This is a genomic window from Pseudomonas sp. JS425, from assembly GCF_018223845.1.
Taxonomy (GTDB): Bacteria; Pseudomonadota; Gammaproteobacteria; order Pseudomonadales; family Pseudomonadaceae; genus Aquipseudomonas; species Aquipseudomonas asiatica.
Genome location: NZ_CP073661.1, coordinates 5,088,295 through 5,112,198, shown reverse-complemented (window position 1 = coordinate 5,112,198; position 23,904 = coordinate 5,088,295). Strand labels below are relative to the sequence as shown.

Here is a 23,904-nt window from a genome sequence, read left to right as displayed (position 1 = left end):
TAATGAAAAATTTTCTGAAGCAAGCCTTGTAATTGAATATGGCGGCCTCATGTATGTGGTCACCGCAAGGTTTCTGGTGGCAACACCAGGCATAACTCAGGTGGTTCGCCCATTGCGGGCCACCCCGGCAACGCCGGACAGCAACAACCCGCCGGTGTCGACACCGGCCGATGAAAACCACAATTTGGGAGAGATCGACAATGAAGCTTCGTCCTCTGCATGACCGCGTCGTTATCCGTCGCAGCGAAGAAGAATCGAAAACCGCTGGCGGTATCGTCCTGCCGGGTTCGGCCGCTGAAAAACCAAACCGCGGCGAAGTCGTCGCCGTCGGCACCGGTCGCATCCTGGACAACGGCGAAGTTCGCGCACTGGCCGTGAAAGTGGGTGACAAAGTGGTTTTCGGCCCTTACTCGGGCAGCAACACCGTGAAAGTCGATGGCGAAGACCTGCTGGTCATGGCCGAGAACGAAATCCTCGCCGTTATCGAAGGCTGATTTCCCCGACTTCCCGTTACTCCAAAGAATTCCAAGGATTAAACGATCATGGCTGCTAAAGACGTAAAATTCGGCGATTCCGCTCGTAAGAAAATGCTGGTTGGTGTCAACGTTCTGGCTGACGCGGTAAAAGCGACCCTGGGCCCGAAAGGCCGTAACGTGGTGCTGGCCAAGAGCTTCGGCGCTCCGACCATCACCAAGGACGGCGTTTCCGTCGCCAAGGAAATCGAGCTGAAAGACGCCTTCGAGAACATGGGCGCCCAACTGGTCAAGGAAGTTGCTTCCAAGGCCAACGACGCTGCCGGTGACGGCACCACCACCGCTACCGTCCTGGCTCAGGCCATCGTCAACGAAGGCCTGAAAGCCGTCGCTGCCGGCATGAACCCGATGGACCTGAAGCGCGGCATCGACAAGGCCACCGCTGCCGTCGTCGCCGAGCTGAAGAACCTGTCCAAGCCATGCGCCGACTCCAAGGCCATCGCCCAGGTAGGTACCATCTCCGCCAACTCCGACAACTCCATCGGTGAAATCATCGCCGAAGCCATGGAAAAAGTCGGTAAAGAAGGCGTGATCACCGTTGAAGAAGGCTCGGGCCTGGAAAACGAACTGTCGGTCGTTGAAGGCATGCAGTTCGACCGCGGCTACCTGTCCCCGTACTTCGTCAACAAGCCGGACACCATGGTTGCCGAGCTGGAAGGCCCGCTGCTGCTGCTGGTCGACAAGAAGATCTCCAACATCCGTGAGCTGCTGCCAGTTCTGGAAGCCGTTGCCAAGGCCGGCCGCCCACTGCTGATCGTTGCCGAAGACGTTGAAGGCGAAGCCCTGGCTACCCTGGTAGTCAACAACATGCGCGGCATCGTCAAGGTTGCTGCGGTCAAGGCTCCGGGCTTCGGCGACCGCCGCAAGGCCATGCTGCAGGACATCGCCGTCCTGACTGGCGGCCAGGTCATCTCCGAAGAAATCGGCCTGTCGCTGGAAACCGCTACCCTGGAGCACCTGGGTAACGCCAAGCGCGTCATCCTGTCCAAGGAAAACACCACCATCATCGACGGCGCTGGCGCCGATACCGAGATCGAAGCACGCGTCAAGCAGATCCGTGCCCAGATCGAAGAGACTTCCTCGGACTACGACCGTGAGAAGCTGCAAGAGCGTCTGGCCAAACTGGCTGGCGGTGTTGCCGTGATCAAGGTCGGTGCCGGCACCGAAGTTGAAATGAAAGAGAAGAAAGCCCGCGTTGAAGACGCCCTGCACGCTACCCGTGCAGCCGTTGAAGAAGGCGTGGTACCTGGCGGTGGTGTAGCCCTGGTTCGCTCCCTGGCTGCCATTGCCAACCTCAAAGGCGACAACGAAGACCAGAACGTCGGTATCGCCCTGCTGCGTCGCGCTGTTGAAGCGCCGCTGCGCCAGATCACTGCCAACGCCGGCGACGAGCCAAGCGTTGTCGCTGACAAGGTCAAGCAAGGTTCGGGTAACTTCGGTTACAACGCTGCTACCGGCGAATACGGCGACATGATCGAGATGGGTATCCTGGACCCAGCCAAGGTCACCCGCTCGGCGCTGCAAGCTGCTGCTTCGATCGGCGGTCTGATGATCACCACTGAAGCCATGGTTGCCGACCTGCCGGAAGACAAGCCAGCTGCTGGCATGCCTGACATGGGCGGCATGGGTGGCATGGGCGGCATGATGTAAGCCAGCCTTACCCCCTGCACCATGAAAAGCCCCGGTTCGCGAGAACCGGGGCTTTTTTGTTTTCCTGTTGGGACCATTGGGGCTGCTGTGCAGCCACAGGTTTGCGCCAACCTTGTGACAGGCGTTTTACCTGTAGGAGCTGGCTTGCCGGCGAAAGGGCCGCAAAGCGGCCCCGGGTTCAGGCGACGCTACGCTCAGCGGCGGGTACCTCAGCCATTCCCCGACGATACAGAACCAGGTAATACGACCCCAAGCCGATCAGCCAGCAGAACACCGCCGTCCACACGTTGTGCGACAGGAAGTGCGCCCCCTGCATCATCCGCCCCAGCGACAGCACTGACCCGGCGACGAAGGCCACCGTCAACGCCACCCGTGCCAGCCTCGGCTTGCGATCACGCAACATGAAGAACAGCCCGAACAGGCAGAACCCGGTGGCGGCATGCCCGCCCGGCCAGCACAGCCCGGGCTTGTCGGTCGCCGGCCGCGGTTCCAGCAGCTTGCTGTAGGTTTCCTTCCCGCCAAACTGGGTCAGGCTCCACGGGCATTGCACCTGGGTCACTTTCTTCAGCGGTGTGACAAACGCCGTGGACAGGCCCAGTGCCAGTACCAGGCAGCCCAGCTCACGGCGCCAGCCGAACAGGCGCTTCCAGAAGAAGCTGGCAGCAAAGGTCACCAGTGACATCACTCCCAGCAGGATCACCCCCTGCTTGACCCTGTCATGCAGGATGTTCTCCAGCAAATAGCTGTGGCGGCCGATGAACTGCCCGGCAGCAGGGTCGAAGAACAGGTTGGCAATGTCCATGTCGACCGAGGTCAGTTCCAGCAGGATCAGGCCAAGCGCGGTCGCCAGGGGTAGCCCCAGGTACAGCCAGAAATTGATCGGGCGAGGGCGGGTTGGTTGCTGCATGACGGCTCCAGGGCGCGAAAAAGATCGGGCATTGTCGGCCGCCCGCTATCCTGTGTCCGTGAAGGATCAGTGAAAAAACCGTCAAGTGCGCTGAATTTTCCCTGGGGCTGGCACCCTGCAGGCATAGGCCTTAAGCTGCGCCTGCCGCGCACCACAGCGAGAAGCGCCGCACAGGAGAAACCGATGCGCATTCTTTTGGTTGAAGACAACCGCGATATCCTGGCCAACCTGGCCGATTACCTGGGCATGAAGGGCTACACCGTCGACTGTGCCCAGGATGGCCTGTCCGGCCTGCACCTGGCTGCCACCGAGCACTACGACCTGATCGTGCTCGACATCATGTTGCCGGGCATCGACGGCTACACCCTGTGCAAGCGCCTGCGCGAAGACGCCCGCCGCGATACGCCGGTGATCATGCTCACCGCCCGCGACCAACTGGACGACCGCCTGCAGGGCTTCCGCTCCGGTGCCGACGATTACCTGCTCAAGCCCTTCGCCCTGTCGGAGCTGGCTGCCCGCATCGAAGCGGTGCTGCGCCGGGCCCAGGGCGGCGGGCGCCGCACCTTGCAGGTGGCCGACCTCAGTTATGACCTGGACACCCTCGAAGTCACCCGCCAGGGCCGCCTGCTCAAGCTCAACCCTGTCGGCCTCAAGCTGCTGGCGGTGCTGATGCAGAAAAGCCCGCACGTATTGCGTCGCGAAGTGCTGGAAGAAGCCCTTTGGGGAGATGATTGCCCTGACAGCGACAGCCTGCGCAGCCACGTGCACCAGCTGCGCCAGGTGATCGACAAGCCGTTTGAAAAACCGCTGCTGCATACCGTCCATGGCGTCGGCTATCGCCTCGCCGAGGGCCGTGATGGAGTTTAAGCAAAGCCTTGCCCAGCGCATCATCATCGCCTTTGCCCTGATGAGCGCGCTGGTGGCCGGGGCCTTCGCCTTTGGCATCGTCGGCACCGTGCACCTGGTCGAGGAGCGGCTGATTTCGTCGGTGCTGGGCGGTGACCTGCAGCGCCTGCTGCGCATGGACAGCGTCAGCGACTGGAGCCACCGCCCCCGCCCCGACCAGCTGTTCTATTTCAGCGGCGGGCGCGACGACTTCGAGCTGCCCAAGGACCTGCGCCACCTTGACCGCGGCTTCCACGAGGTATTCCGCGATCAACTGTCGTACCACGCCATGGTCGAGATCGTTGATGGCCGTCGCTATGTGCTGTTGCAGGACCAGAGCGACTTCGAAGAGCGCGAGCGCTTGCTGTTCGCGGTGGTGGTGGTGGGCTTCGTGCTCAGCCTGGTACTGGCGGTGATCCTCGGCTGGCTGGTGGCGCGCCGGGTGATGGCGCCGGTGATCCGCCTGGCGCGCCAGGTACGCCACCGTGACCAGTTGCTGGGGCTGGCCCCGCCGCTGGCACCGGACTATGCCGCAGACGAAGTCGGCCAGCTGGCGGTAGCCTTCGACGATACCCTGGGCCGCCTGCGCGATGCCCTGACCCGCGAACGGTTGTTCACCAGCGACGTCAGCCATGAATTGCGCACACCCTTGATGGTGCTGGCCACCTCGTGTGAGCTGCTGATGGAAAACCCGACGCTGGACGCCCGCTCGCGCAGCCAGGTGGAGCGTGTGGCGCGGGCCACGGAAGAAATGCGCGAGCTGGTCAAGACCTTCCTGATGCTGGCCCGGGCACAGCGCGACGAGGGTGCGGTGGCATCGCGGGCCACCCTGCGGGAGGTGGCTGACGAACTGGTCGGGGTTTGGCGCGACACCATCGAACAGAAGGGCCTGGCCTTGTATTACGATGGCCGCGTCAGTGCCAGCCCGGTACTGTACAACGCCACCTTCCTGCAGTCGGTAATGGGCAACCTGCTGCGTAATGCCGCGCACTACACCGACAGCGGCTACATCCGCCTGAGCCTGGAAGCCACCGGCTTCAGCGTGGAGGACAGTGGCGTGGGTATCCCGGAGGAACAGCGCGAGGCGATGTTCCGGCCGTTCGTGCGCGGCGATGAGCGGCGCGGTGAGGGCCTGGGCCTGGGCCTGTCGTTGGTACAGCGCATCTGCGATGACCAAGGTTGGCATGTCACCCTGACATCAACCTTGCCACACGGCTGCCGTTTCGTGGTCGACCTGAGCAAAACCGCAGTGAAGGGCGATCCAGAGGCTTTGGTCGAGTAATCTGTTGTTACAGGCCATTCGGCGCTCAACATATTTTTCACATCAGCATGACCTGATTCCTACGCTTACTTACCTAATGTGGGCGGAATGGAGTCAGGAGATGCCCAATGCGTAGCCCCATCAAGCTTGAATTTTCCGAGAAGTACGACAAAGAACATGCCCGCGAGTACTTTCTCAAGCACCAGGATGGCCTTGCGCGACGCCTTTCCCACAAGCGTGATGAGCAACTGGCGCGTCGTGCCTTGGCATTGGCTGGTGAGCCTGGGCTGGTCCTCGACCTGCCATGCGGTGCTGGCCGCTTCTGGCCGTTGCTGGCAGAAAAGCCCAACCGGGTGATCATCGGCGCCGACAACTCAGAAGCGATGATCGAGACAGCCTGTACCGCGCAAGCGCCAGAGGTGGTGGCACGGGTACGCCCTTTGCAGACTTCGGCATTTGCCATCGACTTGCCGGACAATTCGGTGGACAGCATCTTCTGCATGCGCTTGTTCCACCACATCGGCGAAGCGGCGCACAGAAAGACCATTCTTTCGGAATTTCAACGGGTTAGCCGTGATAGTGTGATCCTGTCATTGTGGGTGGATGGTAATTTCAAAGCATGGCGCCGGAAAAAACTGGAACAGCGCCGCAGGTCCAGGAAGGGCGACCAGGACAATTACCAGAACCGGTTTGTGTTACCGGCCGACACGGTCGAAGAAGAATTCCGAGCCGCCGGCTTCAGAATCCAGGAACGCCTCGACTTCCTGCCGTTCTATGCCATGTGGCGGGTATATGTATTGCGTAAGGGGTAGTGTTTGATGGCTGTAGCCCAGAGCGGGGAGTCGCGGTTCGATTTTTACTGGCGCCAGCAGGGCGAGTGGGTCGAGGAGCCTAACCAGCGCCGTGGTGGCGAGAGCGGTGTGCAACGCCTCGACGATGGCAATGGCAAGCTGCTGTATGCCAAGCGCCAGGTCGGGCATATCTACCGTAGCCTGCTGCACCCTTTCGGCCGGCCGACCGTATTGCGTGAGCTCGATGCGTTGAACAGCTTCGAGCAACTGGGCGTGCGTGTACCGCGCATCGTCTTCTGTGGCGCCGAACGTGGTGCCGACAAGCAGTGGCGTGCGCTATTGGTGAGCGAAGCACTCGACGGTTTCGTCGAACTCGATACCTGGCATGCCGAAGGTGCCCGCGAGCGTTACCCGCAGGTGGTGCATGAGCGCATGCTCAAGGACCTGGCGGACAACCTGGCGCGCATGCACCTGGGGCACTGGCAGCACGGTTGTCTGTATGGCAAGCATGTGTTCGTCAAGGTGATTGGCGAGGGCGAGCAGGCCCGGGTCGAAGTCGCGCTGCTGGACCTGGAAAAATGCCGTCGGCGCATCAGCTGCCAGCGTGCGGCGGGCAATGACCTGCGCCAGCTGCGCCGCCATTCGTCGATGAATGACGCGGAATGGCAAACACTGCTCTACTTTTACCAGATGGCGTTTGGCAGCGCTGTCAAAGGGTTAGGGCAATGAAACTAGAAATAGCTCGAGCTTTGTTCCTGGTAGCTGGCCGGGCGGTGACCACCGTGGCGGTGGCTGCCTGGGAGGAGCCGAAGCCGACAGTGTTCAGCAAGGCCGAACTGGCCGACCAGTGCGCGTTGCCGCGGGAAATGAAACTGCAGCAACAAGCCGAGGCCGCGCCGGATCAGGATCTGTTGCTGTTCCTGTTCGGCATGCGCCAGGGGTTGCGGCCGTTCGGTTGAATCCGGTGTAGATGGAAATGCCAGAGGCCTCGCGATTGCGGGGCCTTTGGCATTTTTGCATTTGCCTCGCCGGCCTCTTCGCGGGTGAACCCGCTCCCACAGGTACTGCACCCATTCCGGATCCGGTGCCGTACCTGTGGGAGCGGGTTCATCCGCGAAGAGGCCGGTTCAGGCAACCGATGTTTCCCTGGCAACCGCCTTGTGCGCCAGCAGGGTGTAGATACAAGGCAACACGAACAGGGTAAACAGCGTGCCGATCGACATCCCGGTGGCAATCACCGTACCGATGTCGAAGCGGCTGACTGCCCCCGCACCAGTCGCCAGGATCAGCGGTACCATGCCAAATACCATCGCCGCCGTGGTCATCAGCACCGGCCGCAGGCGAATCGCCGCGGCTTCCTCGATCGCTTCGTGCACACTCATGCCGCGCTCCTCACGTAACTGGTTGGCGAACTCGACAATCAGGATGCCGTGCTTGCTGATCAGCCCAATCAGTGTCACCAGCCCGACCTGGGTGTAGATGTTCATGCTCGATACGCCAAGGAACAGTGGCAGCAGCGCGCCACAGATCGACAACGGCACCGTCACCAGTATTACCAGTGGGTCGCGGAAGCTTTCGAACTGCGCCGCCAGCACCAGGAAGATGATCGCCAATGCCAGGCCGAAGGTCACCCACAGCGCGCTGCCTTCCTGGACGTACTGGCGCGCCACGCCGGCATAGTCGAAGGCGAAACCTTCCGGAGCCTCCTCGCGGGCGATGCCCTGTACGGTCTGCAGCGCCTCGCCCAGGCTGACCATGGGCACGCCCTGGATGATCGCCGAGTTCAGCTGCTGGAACTGGTTGAGCTGGCGCGGGCGGGCGCGGTCGGTAAGGGTGATCAGGGTGGATAGCGGCAGCAGTTGGCCCTGGTCGTTCTTCACGTAGTAGTTGTTCAGCCAGCCGGGGTTGTCGCGGTAAGGCCGCTCGACCTGGGCAATCACCTTGTAGCTGCGGCCTTCGAGGGTGAAGCGGTTGATTTCCGCCTCGCCCAGCAAGGTCGCCAGGGTGCTGCCCAAGGTGTCCATCGACACCCCCATCTGCGCCGCCTTGGCCCGGTCGATATCCACCACCACCTCGGGCTTGTCGAAGGCCAGGTCGATGTCGAGGAAGGCGAACTTGCCTGATTCCTGGACGCGGGCCTTGATGCGCTGGGCCACATCCAGCAGTGCTGGGTAGTCGCCAGCGCTGTTGATCACGAACTGGAATGACAGGCCCTCGCCGGTGCCGGGCAGCGACGGCAGGTTGAAGCCGAAGATCTGCAGGCCACTGATTTCTTCGAGCTTGCTCTGCACCAGCGGCAGCAGCTCCATCTGCGTGCGCTCGCGCTCGTTCCAGGGCTTGAGCAGGAAGCCGCCGATGCCGGTCTGCACGCCATTGAAACCGTTGATCTGGAACGACGAGTAATACTCCGGGAAAGCCTTGAACAGCGGAGTGAATTCGTCGGTATAGGCGTTGAGGTAATCAAGGTTGGCCGGCTGCGGCGAACTGCTCATCATGAAAATCACCCCCTGGTCCTCGTTCGGCGCCAGTTCGTTCTGGGTGAACTTCAGCAGTACCGGAATCAGGCACAGGATGATCACGGCAAACACCAGCACGACAGGCCGGCTGTCGAGGGTGGTGTGCAGCAGGCGCTGGTAGCGCACCTTCAGGCGTTCGAACAGCACGTCCAGGCGGTGGGCCAGGCCGCTGGGGTTCTGTTCCTGGCGCAGCAGCAGCGCGCACATCATCGGTGACAGGGTGAGGGCAACGATGCCGGAGATGATCACCGCACCGGCCAGGGTCAGGGCAAACTCCTTGAACAGCGCGCCGGTGAGCCCGGTAAGGAAGCCGATCGGTGCATACACCGCTGCCAGGGTGATGGTCATCGACACCACCGGCATGGCGATTTCGCGGGCGCCCTCGAGGGCGGCGTCGAACGGTGACTTGCCTTCTTCCATGTGCCGGTGGATGTTTTCCACCACGACGATCGCGTCGTCCACCACCAGCCCGATGGCCAGCACCATTGCCAGCAGGGTCAGCAGATTGAGCGAATAGCCCATCATCTGCATGAAGAACAGCACGCCGATCATCGACAGCGGAATGGTCACCACCGGAATCAGCACCGAACGCAGGGCACCGAGGAACAGGAACACCACCACGATGACGATCAGTACCGCTTCGCCGAGGGTCTTGATCACTTCGTCGATGGAGGCCTGGATGAACAGCGTGGCGTCATAGGCGATCGATACCTTCAGCGCCGAGGGCAGCTGGCTTTCCAGCTCGGGCATGATGCGCCGCACTTCCTTGATGACGTCCAGCGGGTTGGCGGCTGGTGTGGCCTTGATGCCGATGTACACCGATGGGGTGCCGTCGAACGAGCTGACCGTATCGTAGTTTTCAGCCCCCATCTCGACCCGCGCCACATCGCCAAGCAGCACGCGGCTGTCGCCACTGGTCTTGACCGGCAGGGCGGCGAACGCCTCGGCCGACTTCAGCTCGGTGCTGGCGTTGATGCTGGTGACCACGTATTCACCCTTCACCTCGCCGGCCGCGGAAAGGCCTGTTCCCCGGCCTGCAGGCCCTTGCTGACCACCACCACGCCGTCACGGCGCTCGCCGGTTTGCACCGTGCGCTGCTCGGCGGTGAGCTGCGGCTGGCCCTTGTCGTCGTTTAGTGGCTTGCCGTCCTTGTCCTTTTTCGGCGTTGCGACATACACCGAGTTGCCATACAGGGTGTAGGTGATGGCGCTTTCCGGCACCACCACTTGTGGCTGCGGGTTGGGTAGCAGGATCAGCAGGCTGGCGAACATGCCCGGCAGCAGCTTGCTGTCCGGGTTGGCCATGGTTGCGCGCACCAGCAGGTTGCGCGTGGTTTCCTCGACCTTGGGGTTGATGGCGCTGAGGCTGGCGGGGAAGGTCTGGCCCGGGTAGGCGGCCACCTGCACCAGCACCTGCTGGCCCAGGCTGAGGTGCGGCAGGGCCTGTTCCGGTACGTTGAAGTCGACGTAGAGGCTGGATGTGTCCTGCAGGGTGGCGATCACCGTGCCGGCGGCCAGATAGTCGCCGACGTCCACTTGGCGAATGCCGATGGTGCCACTGAACGGAGCGCTGATGCTCTTCTTGGTCTTCGATGCCTTGAGCTGGTCGACCACCGCCTGATTGCGCCGGTACTGGGCGGTGAGGCGGTCGAATTCGCCGCGGGAGATGGCTGAGTCGCCGACCAGCTGGCTGCCACGGCCGAAATCTACCTTGGCCAGGCCCAGGTCGGCCTGGGCGGTGCCGAGCAGGGCGGTTTCCTGGTCGTCGTTGAGTTGCAGCAACAGTTGCCCGGCCTTGACCTGCTGGCCTGAGTCGAAATGCAGGGCCTTGACGATGCCTTCCACTTCCAGGCTCAGCTCAACGCCCTGTAGCGCCTTGAGGCTGCCGACAGCGGGCAGGCGCTCTTGCCACGGGCGCTGTTCGGCCAAGGCGGCCGCCACGGTGATGGGCGGCTTGGGGGCAGTGAACATCTGGATCTGCTGGTAGATCGAAAAGGCTTTGTAGCCCCCCAGGGCCAGCACGATCAGCAGAACCACGGCCAACATGATGAGCATGCGGCGGCGCAGCATAGGTCCGGTTCCTTGGATGCGGTTGTTATTCGCTTAGACACGACAACGGGCGATCCTGCCCACGTGTGGATGGGGGAAGTATTGACTGTTTTTTGGGGGAAAGGGAGTGGAATGCCTGGGCCGGCCCCTTCGCGGCTGAAGCCGCTCCCACAGGGACCGCGCAGTCAGCGGGTTGCGCTATTCCTGTGGGAGCGGCTTTAGCCGCGAAGGGGCCAGTACAGCCAACCCGAAAATCAGACGAGATGCAGGTGGTTGTCCCAGAAACCGGACGGCAGGTTCATCGGTTGCCCGACCAGCTCGGCCTTGCGGCAATCATAGAACCGGCAACGGCCCTGCCCGGAGGTGACGACAAAGCCGTCCTGTACCGCGCCCACCCCCGCGCAATCGGGCATTGGCGCATCCAGCCGCACCGCGCCGCTGTCCAGGTCCCAGACGAACAGGCGGTTGGCTCGTGGCGCGGTCAGCGCGACCAGCCGCAGCTCGCTGTGGATAGCCACGCTGGCGGTGTACTGGGCCATGGCCTGCAACTGTCGCTCCGGCACCGGGAAGGCCTTGAACGGCTCGCCCGGGCGCTTGATCGCCAGCAGTTCGGCGGTTTCATCGGCATCGCCCATGAACTGTTGGCAGGCGGCGATGGTGCCATCGCTGCCCACCGCCAGGTGGCGCACGCTATTCATCTGCTGGGCCAGGGTTTCCTTGCTCAGCAGGGTACCGTCGCGCTGCATCAGCACCAGGCTCGGTTCCATGGCGTCGAGGTTCATCTCCACCCGGCTTTCGGCTTCGGTGCGGATACCGCCGTTGGCCACGATCAGCGTTTCGCCGTCCGGCAGCCAGGCCACTTCGTGCGGGCCGATGCCGTGGGTCGGAATCTCCCCGCTGTGCACCAGGCGCTCGCCTTCGAAGCGGTACACGCCGAGTACGCCACGCCCCGGGTCGGTGGTGTCGTTCTCGGTGGCATACAGCCATTCGCCACCTTTGTGAATGACCGCGTGGCCGTAGAAGTGCCGGTTCGGCTGCGAGGTGACGGTTTGCAGCAGGCGCCCGTCGCGCAGGTCGACCAGGTAGCTTTCGGTGCCGGGACGGCGGGCGACGAACAGGGCGATCGGCAGGTCCGGGTGATGGATGATGGCATGGCAACGTTGGGCGACCTGGGTGCTGAACACCTGGGTGCCGTCCAAGCGGAACCCGACCGCATAGTGCTTGCCGTCGCCGTCGTCACGCGCCGACAGCAGCAGGGGCTCGCTGCCTTTGTTGCGGAACAGGCTCCAGCCGCCCAGGGTGAGGGCGCTGAGCAATACGCTACCGAGTTTGAGGGCCTGGCGTCGCAGCATGATCAGTCACCGTCGTTGGCATTGAAGCCCAGCTGGATGTTCAACGCCTTGGCCAGCTCGCCTTCGTGCAGGCGGTGGACGGCGTTGAGGCTGTCGTAGATCTGGTTCAGGGTTTGCTGGCCAGCGTCGTCGGCCAGCAGCTCGCCCAAGGTTTTCTGGTTGTCGGCCAGCAGCTTGAGCGAGGCAGCGTAGGCGGCGTCGATCTTGTCTGCCAGGGCTTTCTGATCGCTGGACAGCAAGCCGCGCAGGCCTTGGTTGTCGACCCCGACCCAGACCGCTTCGGCGGCCTTGAGGCTGGCCTCCAGGCTCTTGAGCGAGCTGTGGCTGCGCCAGGCTTCGGCCTGCAGTGGCTGTGGAATGCCCTTGCTCTGGCGGCCCATCGACGCACCGAGCTTTTTCTTCAGGCTGTCCAGAGCGGTGACCTGGGCGCGCAGCAGGTCGGCGATGGCCTCGTGGGAGTCGGCGTAGCGCTGGTTGGGGAACTTGGTCATCTGCGAGAGCATGCCGTCGGTGCTGTTCCAGCCCTTGAGGATCTCTTCGGCCAGGGTTTTCTGGTGTTCACCGATGGCCACCAGCAACGGGCAGTAGCGGGCTTTCTGCTCGGCAGTGGCGATGTCCGGCTTGCTGTCGAACAGGATGTACTCGTAGGCCGACAGGCCACGTACCACCACGCTGGCCTTGCCCAAGGCCGCGGCATCGACCGGCTGGTCTGCGTTGACCAGCTGCTCGACCTGGCGGCCGACCAGGTTCTTCTTGTCGGGCCAGAACTGTACTTGCCAGGCGCGGTTGCCTTCGGCCAGCGGGCCGACCAGCAGCGGTTGCAGCTCGGCCCAGGCCTTTTGCGCGTTGAGGAAGTCGGCACGGGCCTTGTCCAGGGTTTCCTTGCCTTCGCAGTAGGCCAGGGCGCTGGCGGCCAGCGTGCGGTCGGCTTCGACCCAGCGGCTGTAGGTGGGCAGGATCACCTGCTTGGCGATGGCAGCGGAGGTGACTGCTTGCGGGTCCTGCGGCGAGCAGGCGCCGAGGGCGAGTGCGGCGAGGCTGGTGAACAACAGTTTGGGTCGGAACATGCCCGGCTCCTTTGCGCTTTTTAAAGTGAGTTCAGGAAAGCCAGCAACGCGGCACGCTGCTCGGCATTGAAAGTGAGTACGAAATTGCGTGCCGACTCGGCTTCGCCACCGTGCCAGAGCACGGCCTCGAGCAGGTTGCGGGCGCGGCCGTCGTGCAGGAACTGGCTGTGGCCACTGACCGTTTCGCTCAGGCCGATGCCCCACAATGGCGGGGTGCGCCAGTCCTGGCCGTTGGCGGCGAATTCGGTGCGCTCGTCGGCCAGGCCCGGGCCCATGTCATGCAACAGCAGGTCGCTGTAAGGGCGGATCAACTGGTTGGCCAGCTCCGGCTCGGCGGCATTGGCGGCTGTGGTGAACTGCGGTGTATGGCAGCCCTGGCAGCCGGCCTGGTAGAACAGGTTCTTGCCCGCCAGCACCTGCGGCGAGCCAACATCGCGGCGGGCCGGCACGGCCAGGTTGCGGGTGTAGAAAGTGACCAGGCGCAGGATATTATCGCTGACTTCCTTCTCGCCATCGGCACCGTCGCCGTTGGGCGCGGCCAGGCAGTCGGCCTGCGCCGGGGTACAGTCGTCGTTGGGCTGCAGGGTGGTGGTCAGGCCCATGTCGCCGGCAAAGGCATGCACGTTCTGCTGGTTGACGTTGGGCTGCCCGGCCTTCCAGCCGAAGCGGCCGACCACGGTTTTGCCCTGGGCGTCATCCCACACCCGGTTGGCCCGGCCGCGGATGCCGTCGCGGTTGCGGTCGTCGGGATCCTCGTTGGCCAGCAGGTCGGCTTCGGGGATGGCTTCGAGCAGGCCCAAGCCGATCATCGGCGGCGCCACTCGCGCCGAAAAGCGCGTGTCGGGGTGCATCACGCCATAGCCGAGCTGGGTGATCTGCAGGGCCGGCTTGCGCAGCTCGACCTGGTGGCCATCCTCGAACGACACCGTTTCGCTGGTGTAGCTCACCCGCACCTTGCCTTCCGGCGTCACGCCGGGGATGGCCATGTCCTGCAGCTGGGTGCCATAGACCGGCTCCGGCACCACGCCGAGGCGTTCGACCACCTTGGCCAGGTAGGGCTGGTCGGGGATCGACAGGCGTACCAGCATCGATACGGCGTTGCTGTCGCCCGGCTCTGGCGGGTGGCCGCGGCCGTCGCGCACGTGGCAGTTCTGGCAGGCATTGGTATTGAACAGCGGCCCCAGGCCGTCACGTGCGGTGGTAGTGGATGGGGCGATCACCCAGGGGTTGCGGAAGAAGCTGTTGCCTACGGCGAAGTCCAGGCGCCGCTCGGGCGAGAGGTTGGCCGAGGGCAGGGAATAGGCATTGCGGTCAGTACGCTGCACGGTGGCTTTGCCGCCCGACAACGCTTCGCCGGGCTCGGCCTGGGTGAAACGCGCGGCGTCGTCGCAGGCGGCAAGGGCTAAGGCCAGCAGCAGGGGGGAGAGTCGGGACAGCGACAAGGACATCGAAAATCCTGGGCGTGAGCGAAAAACCGGCGTGCAAGCTTAGCAGGGTGAGTGAGTTTGAATAAGAGCAATTTGCAATTGCTGGATGAAATCGGTGTCAGTTGGCCATGTCGGCATGCTCGGTCTCTTGTGGGAGCGGCCTTGTGTCGCGAAAGGGCTGCAAAGCAGCCCCAGGATTTCGGCACCGATGCAAACAATGCCGGGGGGGCCGCTTTGCGGCCCTTTCGCGACACAAGGCCGCTCCTACAAGGGGGTGTGTTGCCTGAACGAAAAAGGCGACCCGAAGGCCGCCTCTTTCAGAACCGCTACAGCAGGATCAGAACTCGTGATCCGCGGTATCCGGGTTCAGGTTGGCAATGCCCAGCTTGCCCGCGGCCTGCTCGATCGCACCGGTCTGCTTGACCAGGGAGGCGATGGCGTCACGCACGATCTGGTTGCCGGCTGCGTTGTCGGCAGCGATCAGCTGGTCGTAGTGCTCGCCCTTGAGCGCGTGGTCGACGATCACCTGGATCTTGGCTTCGGTGGCTTCCAGGTCGGCCTTGAGGGTGGCGTCGGCAGCCGGGTCTACCTTGGCCACCAGCGACGACAGGCTCGGGCCGGTCACCTTGCTGCCGTCCGGGCGGGTGTACTCGCCCAGATAGACGTTACGGATGCCCTTGGCATCGTAGAAGTGCGAGTAGTGGGTGTTGTCGCTGAAGCAGTCGTGCTCGTCTTCCGGCGAGTTGGCCTCCAGCGAAACCTTCATGCGCTCGCCAGCCAGTTCGCCCAGCGACAGGCTGCCCATGCCGAACAGCATCTTGCGCAGGCCGTCGTTGACCGACTCGGCTTCCAGCTTGGCGCGGTAGTTGTCGGCAACGTTCTGGGCCCAGTTGCCGACCATCTCTTCGAGGTCCTTGACCAGCAGGTCGGTGACCGCTTTCAGGTAGGCACGGCGGCGGTCGTTGTGGCCACCGGTGGCGCCTTTGCCTTCCAGGTAGTCCGACGCCGGACGGTTGCCCGCGCCCGGGCCGGTGCCGTTCAGGTCCTGGCCCCAGAGCAGGAACTCGATGGCGTGATAGCCGGTGGCGACGTTGGCTTCAGAGCCGCCCAGTTCGTTCAGGCTGGCCAGCTTCTCGGGGGTGATGTCCTTGACGTCGATCTTCTCTTCGCCCACCTGGATCTCGGTGTTGGCGATGATGTTGGCGTTGGCCGCCGGGTTGCCCAGGGCGTGCTCATAGCTCTTGTCGACGTAGTCGATCAGGCCTTCGTCCAGCGGCCAGGCGTTCACCTGTCCTTCCCAGTCGTCGATGATGGTGTTGCCGAAGCGGAATACTTCGCTCTGCAGGTACGGTACGCGCGAGGCGACCCATGCTTCCCTGGCTGCTTTCAGAGTTTCGTCGTTCGGCTTGGCCAGGAACGCGTCGACTGCGGTCTGCAGGGTCTTGGCGGTGCTCAGCGAGTCGCTGTACACGGCGTAGACCAGCTCGGCGTAATGCTTGACCACGGCTTTGCCGGCGGCTTCGTCGACAGCCCCGGGCGCTGCAGCGGTGGTGCTGGCGGCAGCAGGTGCCTGGGCTTGCGGCGCGGCGGCCTTGTCGTCCTTGCCTTCACCGCAACCGGCGAGAGCGATGGCAATGGCCAGCAGACTGGCGGAGGCCAGAGGCATTCGAATCATTATTGGTTTCCTGCGTCGTGTGGTTGGACCAAGGGGTGGACGGTGCGCCGTGGCACGCGAAACGACAACATCATGCGAAAGATTTGCATTTGCTGTAAAGGGGCGGGCATGCAATTCGTGTAAATGCCGGTCACGGGCTGTAATCGGGCAGGCGGCTCAGAACATCGAAACCTGGTTTCGCTGTGCCTGCTTGAGGAAGTTGGTCAGCTCACGGGCCGACAGCGGCTTGCTGTAGTGGTAGCCCTGGCCCTCGTGGCAGCCCTGGGCGACGATGTAGGTTTCCTGTTCGGCGGTTTCCACGCCTTCGGCGATTACCTGCATCCCCAGGCTCTTGCCCAGCTGGATGATGGCGCGGACGATGGTGGCGTCGTCATCGTCGTCCAGCAGGTCCTGGACGAAGCTCTTGTCGATCTTGATCTTGTCCAGAGGCAGCGATTTCAGGTAGCTGAGCGACGAGTAGCCGGTGCCGAAGTCGTCGATGGCAATCAGTGCTCCGGAGCGGCGCAGGCTCAGCAGGTGCTGGGCAGCGGTGCTGATGTCTTCCATCAGGCCGGTCTCGGTGACTTCCAGCTCCAGGCTGCGTGGTGGCAGGCGGTAAGCCTGCAGCAGGTTGTTGACCACCCGCGGCAGCTCGTTGTGGTGCAGCTGCACGGTGGACAGGTTGACCGCCATGCGCAGGTCGCTGAAGCCCATGTCGTGCCATTCGCGCAATTGCCGGCAGGCCTGGTCGAGCACCCATTCGCCGATGCCGATGATGCTGCCGTTCTGTTCGGCCAGGGGGATGAACTGGTCCGGGGGCACCATGCCCAGCTCCGGATGTTGCCAGCGCAGCAGTGCTTCGACACCGACCACGCGGTGGTCGCGGTAGCTGATCTGTGGCTGATACACCAGGTACAGCTGGTTGCGTGGCAGGGCTTCGCGCAGGTCCTTTTCCAGTTCGCGACGGCGGCGCATCTCGCTGTCGACGCTGGCGATGTAGAACTGGTAGCGGTTGCGCGAACGGGCCTTGGCCAAGGTCATGGTCTGTTCGGCTTTCTGCAGCAGCTTCTCGGTGCTGTCGCCGTCTTCCGGGAACAGGGTGATGCCGATGGTGGCGCGCAGGCGGATCTGCTGGTGGTGGTCGAGGTCGAACGGCACTTCCAGGTCGTCGAGGATACTCTGCGCCAGTTCGGCGGCCTCGTAGGGCTGCTCGATATTGGCCTGCACCAGGGCGAACTGGTCACCACCCAGGCGTGCCAGGGCGCCCAGTCGGCCGCTGTGGGCGCGCAGGCGGTCGGCCAGGGCCAGCAGCAACTGGTCGCCGACCTGGTAGCTGAACTGCTCGTTGATGCCCTTGAAGTCGTCCAGGCCTACGCATAGCACCGCCACGCGGTGTTGCAGGCGGCCACCGTCGACGAGGATCTTGTCCAGTTGCTGCTGCAGTTGCTGACGGTTGGGCAGGCCGGTGAGGAAGTCATACTGGGCCATGCGTTGCAGGCTGTTTTCCGCCTCGTGACGCAGGTGGGTGTTGCGCTCGATCGAGGCCAGCAGCTGGTTGGCGGTATTTACCCACAGGCCCAGCTCGTTCTTCTCGTGGCCCTTGAGCAGCGGCAGCTGGTGCTGGCTTGGGCGGTCGGGGTTGATCTGGGTGAGGTGCTCGATGATCTTCGACAGCGGTTTGGTCAGCAGCCAGTGGTAGACCAGATACAGCACCAGGCCCATGGCCAGGGCCCGCAGCACGCCGGAAATGAAGATGATCACGGCGTTGATCAGGAAATCTTCGCCGTAGGACGAGGTGTCGAGGGTGATGCTCAGGTCGCCGTAATATTCGCTGTAGGGGCCGCGGCCGACCAGTTGCGTGCTGTAGGTACGTTCCTGGCCGAGGATCAGGTCGGTCAGCCAGCGCATGGACATGTCCTGCAGCGGGCGGGACTTTTCTGCGAGCATGGTTTCGTTGGGGTGGCCAATGGAGGCCATGCGTACCGATTCGTCCTGGAACAGGCCTTCAATCACCTGCATGCCCATTTCGCGGTCGAGGCTATATACCGCCTGGGTCGAGGGGTCGCGGAACATGTCGAGGATGCGTTGGGCATCGCTGTTCACGGCTTGGCGGGTCTTGTAGGTGTCGTAGACGATTTGCGCACAGCTGAGCACGACACCGACCGCTAGCGCCGACAGCAGCACGACCCTGAGCAACTTGACCGACAAGCTGTTCCGCAATTCCAGCTTCAATGGGGGTTTCCTTAATCCATGCGCATGGCATCATTTTGCCATCAACGATGACGATACACTATCGGCCGACCATCAGAAGTGTATCGGTTGCCTGACCCCGCAACTTGAATGCGCCGTGACAATCTTCCAGAGGTTTGATGTTAGCGTGGTATGCGGGCTGAGCAAGCGTTTTGCGGGTGGGGCGTGGATGAAAACCGTGTCGACCGCTTCGCGGGCAAGCCCGCCCCCTCAGGCATGGCACATTCCTCCAAATGGAGTAGCGCCTGTGGGGCGGGTCTGATTTGCACGCCGCTGGAGAAGCGGACGGGTCCCTGCGATGAACGGCAACTACCACCCGACGGCGCACGGCGCGCCATCGGCTGTCGATGATTGGTTGATAGCGGGTATGTCAGCGCCTGGCTTTCAGTGCCGAACAGCGCCTTTACGCAGCGGGCGCGCTATTTTTCCGGCAGCGCCCAGGCAATGATGCTGTCACCCAGCTTGGTCGGAATCCGGTCATGCCCGCCGACCACGGCAACAACGTACTGCCGCCCTTCGCTCATGTAGTCCCAGAGGTCGTGATGGACGGTCTGGAAATGCCATTTGACCTTGCCGGTGAGCGCATCCAGGGCCACCAGTGAAGAGCTGAACTTGTCTTCCTGTTCGGTACGGGTACCGCCATAGAAGTCGCCTGCAGCATTGCCGGTGGTGATGTAGACCAGCCCCAGTTCGTCGTCGGCGGAAATCGGCGCCCATGAGTTGGGCGTGCTGAGCGTATAGGTTTCATCGGCGTCGGCAGGCGCAGTGCTGTCGGGGCGACCGAGGTCCCAGGCCCACTTCTGTTTGCCGCTGACTGCGTCGTAGGCGCGAACCACACCTGATGGCGCTGGGCGCACATCCGAATCAAGCACGCGGCCACCGGTAATGACCACACCGCGGATTACCAGTGGTGCAGAAGTGATGCCGGTGGAGCCTTTGCGGAACGTGCCCAGGCCGTCCTTGAGGTCGGCAAAGCCTGCCGTGCCGAAATCTGGGCAGGCCTGCCCGGTGAGCGCATCAACTGCACCCAGGCGGATGTCGTTGGTGCCCCAGATGATGCGTTTGGCGCATAGGCCACTGGCATTGGATACTTCGTAGTACGAGACACCACGGCAATAGGCACCACCGTTGGCGAAATAGTCCGGGTCGACTTTCGAGTCGTAGCGCCAGTTCTCTTTGCCGGTAGTGGCGCTCAACGAAATGATGATTTGCTTGGGCGTGCAGGTATACAGCGAGTCGCCAACCTTGATTGGCGTGGCCTCGTTCAGATACTTGGTTTTTTCGCCAGGCTGTTTCACATCGCCATGATGATACTCCCAGGCCTTGACCAGGCCGGAAACGTTGCTTGGGGTAATCTGCGCCGCAGCGGAATAGTGGTTGCCGAGGTTGGAGCCGGCATAGGCGGTCCAGTTGGTCTTGTCGTGGGACGCGGCGACATTGGCGTCCGGTGAGGTCACCTACTGCGGCTGAAGGGTTGCTGTGTATGCGCGGTGATAGCGGGCGAGTCGGCCAGGTGAACGGTGTTGGGGAAGAACAGCGGTGTCAGGATGGTGGCCGCCATCAGCAGCGGCATCCCCCCCATGATGCTGAAATACAGTGCCTTGTTGACTTTGGCAAAGTCCGCCGGACAAGAGGCCAGAAGGCCAGAAAGATCACACTGAGAAGTACCAGCCATGCCAGACGTGGGATATAGGCCCAGCCGTTGTAGCCGGATTCCCAGATTGCCCAGCCGTAGGTGGCCAGGGATGCTGCACCGTAGAGATAGATGCCGAGCGACTTCTTCAGGCCCATGAGTGCGGCTGACAGCAGCAATGCGGTACCCATCATTGCGTAGTAAGGCGAGCCGCCGGCACTGACCAGCGTGCTTCCCTGACAGGCCAGCGTCAGGCCAAGCAGGGCCAGCAGAATCGTGTACACCCCGAACAGCAGGCTGGAGACCCCCGTCCCGTTAGCCAACGTTCCTTGTTTCATTGCAATCATCCCTGTGTGATTCGGTGCCACAGTGCGTCCGAGCGGCGCGCATAATTGCTTATTCTTGCAATGAAATACAATAAGTGGCGCGAAATTCAATCCTGGCGCTGGATCTCAGGGTTGTTTTGTATCTTGCGTTAAAAGAAGGCAATGTCTAAGCTGCCTTCCCTGATCTGAACGCGCGGGTAATGAAAGGTAGGCGGGGGAAGGGGTTTACGCCTGCTGGCTTTCCAGCAAGGCATCCTGACGGGTCTTGAGCCGGCCGACTTCGTCCAGATGTTTCCAGAGAAACTGAGCGGCTTCTTCACGCCGACCGGACTCGATCAAGTCGAGCAGGTGCAGGTGCTCCAGGCATTGCGTCATCAGGGGACTGCGGTCGACGTTGGCTTTGTAGCTCATGAAGCGTCTGAGCTGGTTTTGCCGACGTATGGCATCTATGAAGAAGAGATTGCCCGAGCACTGCACGATCATTTCGTGAAACTGGGCGCCAATTTCGAACAGTTGGGCACGTGAGAGCTGGTGAATTTCGCCGTCGAGCATGGCCTGCTGTTGCTCCCGGGCTTTGGCAAATGCGGCCTGGTTGACCTTGTAGCCTGGTTCGCGCAGTGCGGCCGGCTCGATGGCCATGCGGAAGCGGTAGCTCTGGATGTGGGTCTGGGCGTTGTGTACGAATTCGTTAAGGCTCCAGCCTTGCCCGGGCTTGCGCTCGACCATGGCTTCGCTTGCCAGCCGGTTGAGGACCTTGAGCATTTGCCCGCGGGGCACGGAGTAGCGTCGCAGTAATTGGGCCTCAAAGAATTCGGCAGGGATTTCCCCGCTGAGGATGTCGTCCACCACGCGCAGGTAGAAGTCTTCGAATGGGTCGCAGGTGGGCGGTACAGTGGTTTCCTGGATCTGCCCGGCGTCCTGTTTCAGAAAGTAGCCGCGATTGGGCTCCTGCACCGCGATGTTCCACTCGGCGAGCAGGGCAAATACCCTGCGAATGGGGGAGCGGGAGACATCGAAGGCTTGGGCGAAGGTCTGCTCGCGCAATGGCTCGCCGGCCTTCATCGACCGGGCGCGGATCATCTCGATGACGCGAGGGGCCAACTGCAGGGCGAGATCTTTCTTTATCACAGGCTGTATTCCGAATGGTTAACTTCAGTCGATCCAGCAGATTCGGGTCGGACTGGGGACAGGAAAATACCACACACGGATGGATCTATACGTATGCTCAAATTCAATGCTCATCTCGGCTTCCAGTTCACTGAACTGCCTTTTCTGCAGCGTATCGAAGCCGCTGCCGCCGCCGGATTTCGCGCGGTGGAATTCCCGTCACCCTATGAATTCGACGCGAGTTTGTTGGCTGATCAACTGGCGCAATATGCGTTGCCATTGGTCCAGTTTGCCGCGCCGGCCGGCGTTTCCAAGGGCATTGCTGCTGTGGCGGGCAAGGAGCTCGAATTCCGTGACGGGTTAAGCCAGGCCGTCAGCTATGCCCGCGCACTGGCGTGTGCGGATGTGCACCTGATGTCTGGGGTAACCCACGAGGATGGCGCCGACAAGGTGTATGCGAGCAACCTGGACTATGCCGTGAAGTATTTTGAGGACCAGGGGCTGCGGCCATTGATCGAGGTGATCTGCACGCAGGCAATGCCGGGGTATTACATGTCCGATTTCGGCAAGGCGCAGCAGGTACTGGAGGCGCATCCCGGTATTGGGCTGATCCTTGATCTTTATCATGCACAGTTGCTGACTGGAAATGCTGCCGATGTGTTGGCGCAGTTCTTTGAACGGACGGTGCATGTGCAGGTGGCCGACTGTCCGGGGCGGCATCAGCCGGGAACGGGACAGATGGATGTTGCGGGGTTGTTGGCGGCGCTGGAGCAGCGCGGGTATGCGGGGTGGGTTGGATGTGAGTATCGGCCTACGGGTGCCACCGTAGATAGCCTTGGCTGGCTTGATCGGTACGCTTCCTGAAAACAGGGCGTTCTGGCCCCTCGCATGCCCCGAAAAATCCGATACCAGGGGACTGGCATCGGATTTTCGAAGAGCCCCGGCGTGGCGCCGGGGTTGTGTCTCAAGGCTGGATGACTCAGGCCTTGAAGGTCTTGCCTTCGAACTGTTCGGCGACGAAGGCCCAGTTGACCAGGTTCCAGAACGCCTCGACGTACTTCGGACGCAGGTTGCGGTAGTCGATGTAGTAGGCGTGTTCCCAGACGTCGCAGGTCAGCAGCGGGGTGTCGCCGCTGGTCAGCGGGCAGCCGGCGCCGATGGTGCTGGCCAGGGCCAGGGAACCGTCAGCCTTCTTCACCAGCCAGCCCCAGCCGGAACCGAAGGTGCCAACCGAAGTCTTGGTGAACTCTTCCTTGAACTTGTCGAAGGAACCGAAAGCGGCGTTGATGGCGTCAGCCAGGGCACCGGTCGGCTGGCCACCGGCGTTTGGTGCCAGGCAGTTCCAGTAGAAGGTGTGGTTCCAGACTTGAGCGGCGTTGTTGAAGATGCCGCCCGAAGAGCTCTTGACGATCTCTTCCAGGGTCTTGCCTTCGAATTCGGTGCCTGGGACCAGGTTGTTCAGGTTCACGACATAGGTGTTGTGGTGTTTGTCGTGGTGATACTCCAGGGTTTCCTTGGAGATGTGCGGCTGCAGGGCATCGTGGGCGTACGGCAGCGGCGGCAATTCAAAAGCCATGGTGGATCTCCTGATTCAGGTCTGTTTGCGGTTTGCGCAAGGCCGATCACGGGCGGCCCGATGTGCGTCGACGAGTTTGTACTCTTTGCGACGCAAGGGCTGGATCATAGCACCGGGCCCGGCGCATAACCACGCAACAAAGATAGGGAATAGAGGTTCCAGAGCGGTTGGGCTGTGCCGACCAGTGGCGTCAGCTGTTGCCTGCAAGGGCCTCATCGCCGGCAAGCCAGCTCCCACAGGGATATCACCGCCCTCAGGCCTGGTGACATCTCTGTGGGAGCTGGCTTGCCGGCGATAGGGCCCTTGATGTCAGTTGAAGATCAACTGCGCCGCCACCGCGAACATCATCACCGCCACCATCAGGTCGAGCATGCGCCAGGTCGCCGGCCGGGCCAGCCACGGTGCCAGCCAGGCCGCACCGATCGCCAGGGTCGAGAACCACAGCAGCGAGGCACTGGCAGCGCCGGCCACGTAGGCGCCAGGCGCAGCCTGCTGGGCGCCCAGCGAGCCGATCAGCAGCACCGTGTCGAGGTACACGTGCGGGTTCAGCAGGGTCACCGCCAGTGCACTGAGCAACACCGCGCGGCGTGAGCGCGCACCCTGGCCCTGCTGGTGCTGCAGGCTCTGCCTGGAGCAGGCGCTGCGCAACGCCTTGGCGCCGTACCAGATCAGAAACACCGCGCCGCCCCAGCGGGCGATCGCCAGCAAGGTCGGGTTGTGCGCCAGCACGGTGGCCAGGCCGAACACTCCGGCCGCCACCAGGATGGCGTCACAGACGATGCACAGTGCCGCCACCGGCAAATGATGCTCGCGGCGCAAGCTCTGGGCGAGGACGAAAGCGTTCTGTGCACCGATGGCCATGATCAGGCCGAAGGCCACGAGCATGCCGTTGAGATAGCTTTGCCACATGGCGCGCTCTCC

General features: G+C 62.5%; 19 protein-coding genes and 2 pseudogenes. 8 read left to right on the top strand and 13 right to left on the bottom strand.

Annotated elements, in window-relative coordinates; genetic code table 11:
* Nucleotides 1-200 precede the first annotated feature (200 nt).
* Together KDB76_RS23545 and groL are read left to right on the top strand one after the other, a co-directional pair.
* Complete coding sequence (locus KDB76_RS23545) at nucleotides 201-494, top strand: co-chaperone GroES (RefSeq protein ID WP_003260750.1); 294 nt, start codon at nucleotides 201-203, stop codon at nucleotides 492-494.
* 48 nt (nucleotides 495-542) lie between these two features.
* Nucleotides 543-2,183: a chaperonin GroEL gene (gene groL, locus KDB76_RS23540; RefSeq protein WP_013974091.1), complete on the top strand. Its 1,641-nt coding sequence runs from the start codon at nucleotides 543-545 to the stop codon at nucleotides 2,181-2,183.
* Nucleotides 2,184-2,361: 178 nt separating this feature from the next.
* Here groL and KDB76_RS23535 read toward each other — a convergent pair whose 3' ends face one another.
* On the bottom strand, nucleotides 2,362-3,090 hold the full coding sequence (locus tag KDB76_RS23535) for a phosphatase PAP2 family protein (protein ID WP_013974090.1): 729 nt from the start codon (nucleotides 3,088-3,090) through the stop codon (nucleotides 2,362-2,364).
* A gap of 183 nt (nucleotides 3,091-3,273) precedes the next feature.
* Between KDB76_RS23535 and colR the strand changes: the two genes are divergently transcribed.
* The 5 genes from colR (at nucleotide 3,274) to KDB76_RS23510 (ending at nucleotide 6,986) form a co-directional block, all read left to right on the top strand.
* Entirely contained in the window at nucleotides 3,274-3,957 is a 684-nt protein-coding gene (gene colR, locus KDB76_RS23530; protein ID WP_003255215.1) for a two-component system response regulator ColR, read from the top strand.
* A complete protein-coding gene (locus KDB76_RS23525) occupies nucleotides 3,947-5,257 on the top strand; it encodes a HAMP domain-containing sensor histidine kinase (RefSeq protein WP_013974089.1) in 1,311 nt (436 codons plus the stop codon). The genes colR and KDB76_RS23525 overlap by 11 nt, the downstream gene beginning before the upstream one ends.
* A 107-nt stretch (nucleotides 5,258-5,364) precedes the next feature.
* Nucleotides 5,365-6,048 carry a class I SAM-dependent methyltransferase gene (locus KDB76_RS23520; RefSeq protein ID WP_013974088.1) on the top strand — a complete coding sequence of 228 codons (684 nt, stop codon included), beginning with the start codon at nucleotides 5,365-5,367 and terminating at the stop codon, nucleotides 6,046-6,048.
* Nucleotides 6,049-6,054: 6 nt separating this feature from the next.
* Complete coding sequence (locus tag KDB76_RS23515) at nucleotides 6,055-6,756, top strand: lipopolysaccharide kinase InaA family protein (protein ID WP_013974087.1); 702 nt, start codon at nucleotides 6,055-6,057, stop codon at nucleotides 6,754-6,756.
* Entirely contained in the window at nucleotides 6,753-6,986 is a 234-nt protein-coding gene (locus KDB76_RS23510) for a hypothetical protein (RefSeq protein ID WP_038410124.1), read from the top strand. The genes KDB76_RS23515 and KDB76_RS23510 overlap by 4 nt, the downstream gene beginning before the upstream one ends.
* 168 nt (nucleotides 6,987-7,154) lie before the next feature.
* Here the strand turns inward: KDB76_RS23510 and KDB76_RS23505 are convergent.
* The 10 genes and pseudogenes from KDB76_RS23505 to KDB76_RS23465 form a co-directional block, all read right to left on the bottom strand.
* Nucleotides 7,155-9,563, bottom strand: a pseudogene (locus KDB76_RS23505) (MexW/MexI family multidrug efflux RND transporter permease subunit); the annotation flags it as partial.
* Between the two features lie 2 nt (nucleotides 9,564-9,565).
* A pseudogene (locus KDB76_RS23500) lies at nucleotides 9,566-10,612 on the bottom strand (efflux RND transporter periplasmic adaptor subunit); the annotation flags it as partial.
* Between the two features lie 233 nt (nucleotides 10,613-10,845).
* On the bottom strand, nucleotides 10,846-11,943 hold the full coding sequence (locus KDB76_RS23495) for a DUF1513 domain-containing protein (protein WP_013974083.1): 1,098 nt from the start codon (nucleotides 11,941-11,943) through the stop codon (nucleotides 10,846-10,848).
* 2 nt (nucleotides 11,944-11,945) lie between these two features.
* Nucleotides 11,946-13,010 carry an imelysin family protein gene (locus KDB76_RS23490; RefSeq protein ID WP_038410123.1) on the bottom strand — a complete coding sequence of 355 codons (1,065 nt, stop codon included), beginning with the start codon at nucleotides 13,008-13,010 and terminating at the stop codon, nucleotides 11,946-11,948.
* A 20-nt stretch (nucleotides 13,011-13,030) separates the two neighbouring features.
* Nucleotides 13,031-14,458, bottom strand: a complete 1,428-nt coding sequence (locus KDB76_RS23485; RefSeq protein WP_038410122.1) for a di-heme oxidoredictase family protein — start codon at nucleotides 14,456-14,458, stop codon at nucleotides 13,031-13,033.
* 316 nt (nucleotides 14,459-14,774) lie between these two features.
* Nucleotides 14,775-16,112: an imelysin family protein gene (locus tag KDB76_RS23480; RefSeq protein WP_038410121.1), complete on the bottom strand. Its 1,338-nt coding sequence runs from the start codon at nucleotides 16,110-16,112 to the stop codon at nucleotides 14,775-14,777.
* 156 nt (nucleotides 16,113-16,268) lie between these two features.
* Nucleotides 16,269-18,323, bottom strand: coding sequence for a GGDEF domain-containing phosphodiesterase (locus KDB76_RS23475; protein ID WP_015271685.1), 2,055 nt, complete (start codon nucleotides 18,321-18,323; stop codon nucleotides 16,269-16,271).
* Nucleotides 18,324-18,760: 437 nt separating this feature from the next.
* Complete coding sequence (locus KDB76_RS29970) at nucleotides 18,761-19,798, bottom strand: hypothetical protein (RefSeq protein ID WP_230397017.1); 1,038 nt, start codon at nucleotides 19,796-19,798, stop codon at nucleotides 18,761-18,763.
* Between the two features lie 103 nt (nucleotides 19,799-19,901).
* The gene (locus KDB76_RS29965) at nucleotides 19,902-20,312 is read right to left on the bottom strand and encodes a glucose dehydrogenase (RefSeq protein WP_235208015.1); all 411 of its coding nucleotides are present in this window, start codon (nucleotides 20,310-20,312) and stop codon (nucleotides 19,902-19,904) included.
* 213 nt (nucleotides 20,313-20,525) lie between these two features.
* Nucleotides 20,526-21,428, bottom strand: a complete 903-nt coding sequence (locus tag KDB76_RS23465; protein ID WP_038410120.1) for a GntR family transcriptional regulator — start codon at nucleotides 21,426-21,428, stop codon at nucleotides 20,526-20,528.
* Nucleotides 21,429-21,521: 93 nt separating this feature from the next.
* Between KDB76_RS23465 and KDB76_RS23460 the strand changes: the two genes are divergently transcribed.
* On the top strand, nucleotides 21,522-22,271 hold the full coding sequence (locus tag KDB76_RS23460) for a TIM barrel protein (RefSeq protein WP_013974077.1): 750 nt from the start codon (nucleotides 21,522-21,524) through the stop codon (nucleotides 22,269-22,271).
* A gap of 115 nt (nucleotides 22,272-22,386) precedes the next feature.
* Here KDB76_RS23460 and KDB76_RS23455 read toward each other — a convergent pair whose 3' ends face one another.
* Both KDB76_RS23455 and KDB76_RS23450 read right to left on the bottom strand, forming a co-directional pair.
* Nucleotides 22,387-22,983: a Fe-Mn family superoxide dismutase gene (locus KDB76_RS23455; protein WP_013974076.1), complete on the bottom strand. Its 597-nt coding sequence runs from the start codon at nucleotides 22,981-22,983 to the stop codon at nucleotides 22,387-22,389.
* A 309-nt stretch (nucleotides 22,984-23,292) separates the two neighbouring features.
* Nucleotides 23,293-23,892, bottom strand: coding sequence for a LysE/ArgO family amino acid transporter (locus KDB76_RS23450; RefSeq protein WP_003258234.1), 600 nt, complete (start codon nucleotides 23,890-23,892; stop codon nucleotides 23,293-23,295).
* Nucleotides 23,893-23,904 lie beyond the last annotated feature (12 nt).

Coding starts and splice junctions, on each gene's coding strand:
- KDB76_RS23520 (WP_013974088.1), top strand. CDS start 5,365: ATGCGTAGCCCCATCAAGCTTGAATTTTCCGAGAAGTACGACAAAGAA.
- KDB76_RS23545 (WP_003260750.1), top strand. CDS start 201: ATGAAGCTTCGTCCTCTGCATGACCGCGTCGTTATCCGTCGCAGCGAA.
- KDB76_RS23485 (WP_038410122.1), bottom strand. CDS start 14,458: ATGTCCTTGTCGCTGTCCCGACTCTCCCCCCTGCTGCTGGCCTTAGCC.
- KDB76_RS23495 (WP_013974083.1), bottom strand. CDS start 11,943: ATGCTGCGACGCCAGGCCCTCAAACTCGGTAGCGTATTGCTCAGCGCC.
- KDB76_RS23460 (WP_013974077.1), top strand. CDS start 21,522: ATGCTCAAATTCAATGCTCATCTCGGCTTCCAGTTCACTGAACTGCCT.
- KDB76_RS23490 (WP_038410123.1), bottom strand. CDS start 13,010: ATGTTCCGACCCAAACTGTTGTTCACCAGCCTCGCCGCACTCGCCCTC.
- KDB76_RS23535 (WP_013974090.1), bottom strand. CDS start 3,090: ATGCAGCAACCAACCCGCCCTCGCCCGATCAATTTCTGGCTGTACCTG.
- KDB76_RS29965 (WP_235208015.1), bottom strand. CDS start 20,312: ATGAAACAAGGAACGTTGGCTAACGGGACGGGGGTCTCCAGCCTGCTG.
- groL (WP_013974091.1), top strand. CDS start 543: ATGGCTGCTAAAGACGTAAAATTCGGCGATTCCGCTCGTAAGAAAATG.
- KDB76_RS23525 (WP_013974089.1), top strand. CDS start 3,947: ATGGAGTTTAAGCAAAGCCTTGCCCAGCGCATCATCATCGCCTTTGCC.
- KDB76_RS23480 (WP_038410121.1), bottom strand. CDS start 16,112: ATGATTCGAATGCCTCTGGCCTCCGCCAGTCTGCTGGCCATTGCCATC.
- KDB76_RS23455 (WP_013974076.1), bottom strand. CDS start 22,983: ATGGCTTTTGAATTGCCGCCGCTGCCGTACGCCCACGATGCCCTGCAG.
- KDB76_RS23450 (WP_003258234.1), bottom strand. CDS start 23,892: ATGTGGCAAAGCTATCTCAACGGCATGCTCGTGGCCTTCGGCCTGATC.
- KDB76_RS23510 (WP_038410124.1), top strand. CDS start 6,753: ATGAAACTAGAAATAGCTCGAGCTTTGTTCCTGGTAGCTGGCCGGGCG.
- KDB76_RS23515 (WP_013974087.1), top strand. CDS start 6,055: ATGGCTGTAGCCCAGAGCGGGGAGTCGCGGTTCGATTTTTACTGGCGC.
- colR (WP_003255215.1), top strand. CDS start 3,274: ATGCGCATTCTTTTGGTTGAAGACAACCGCGATATCCTGGCCAACCTG.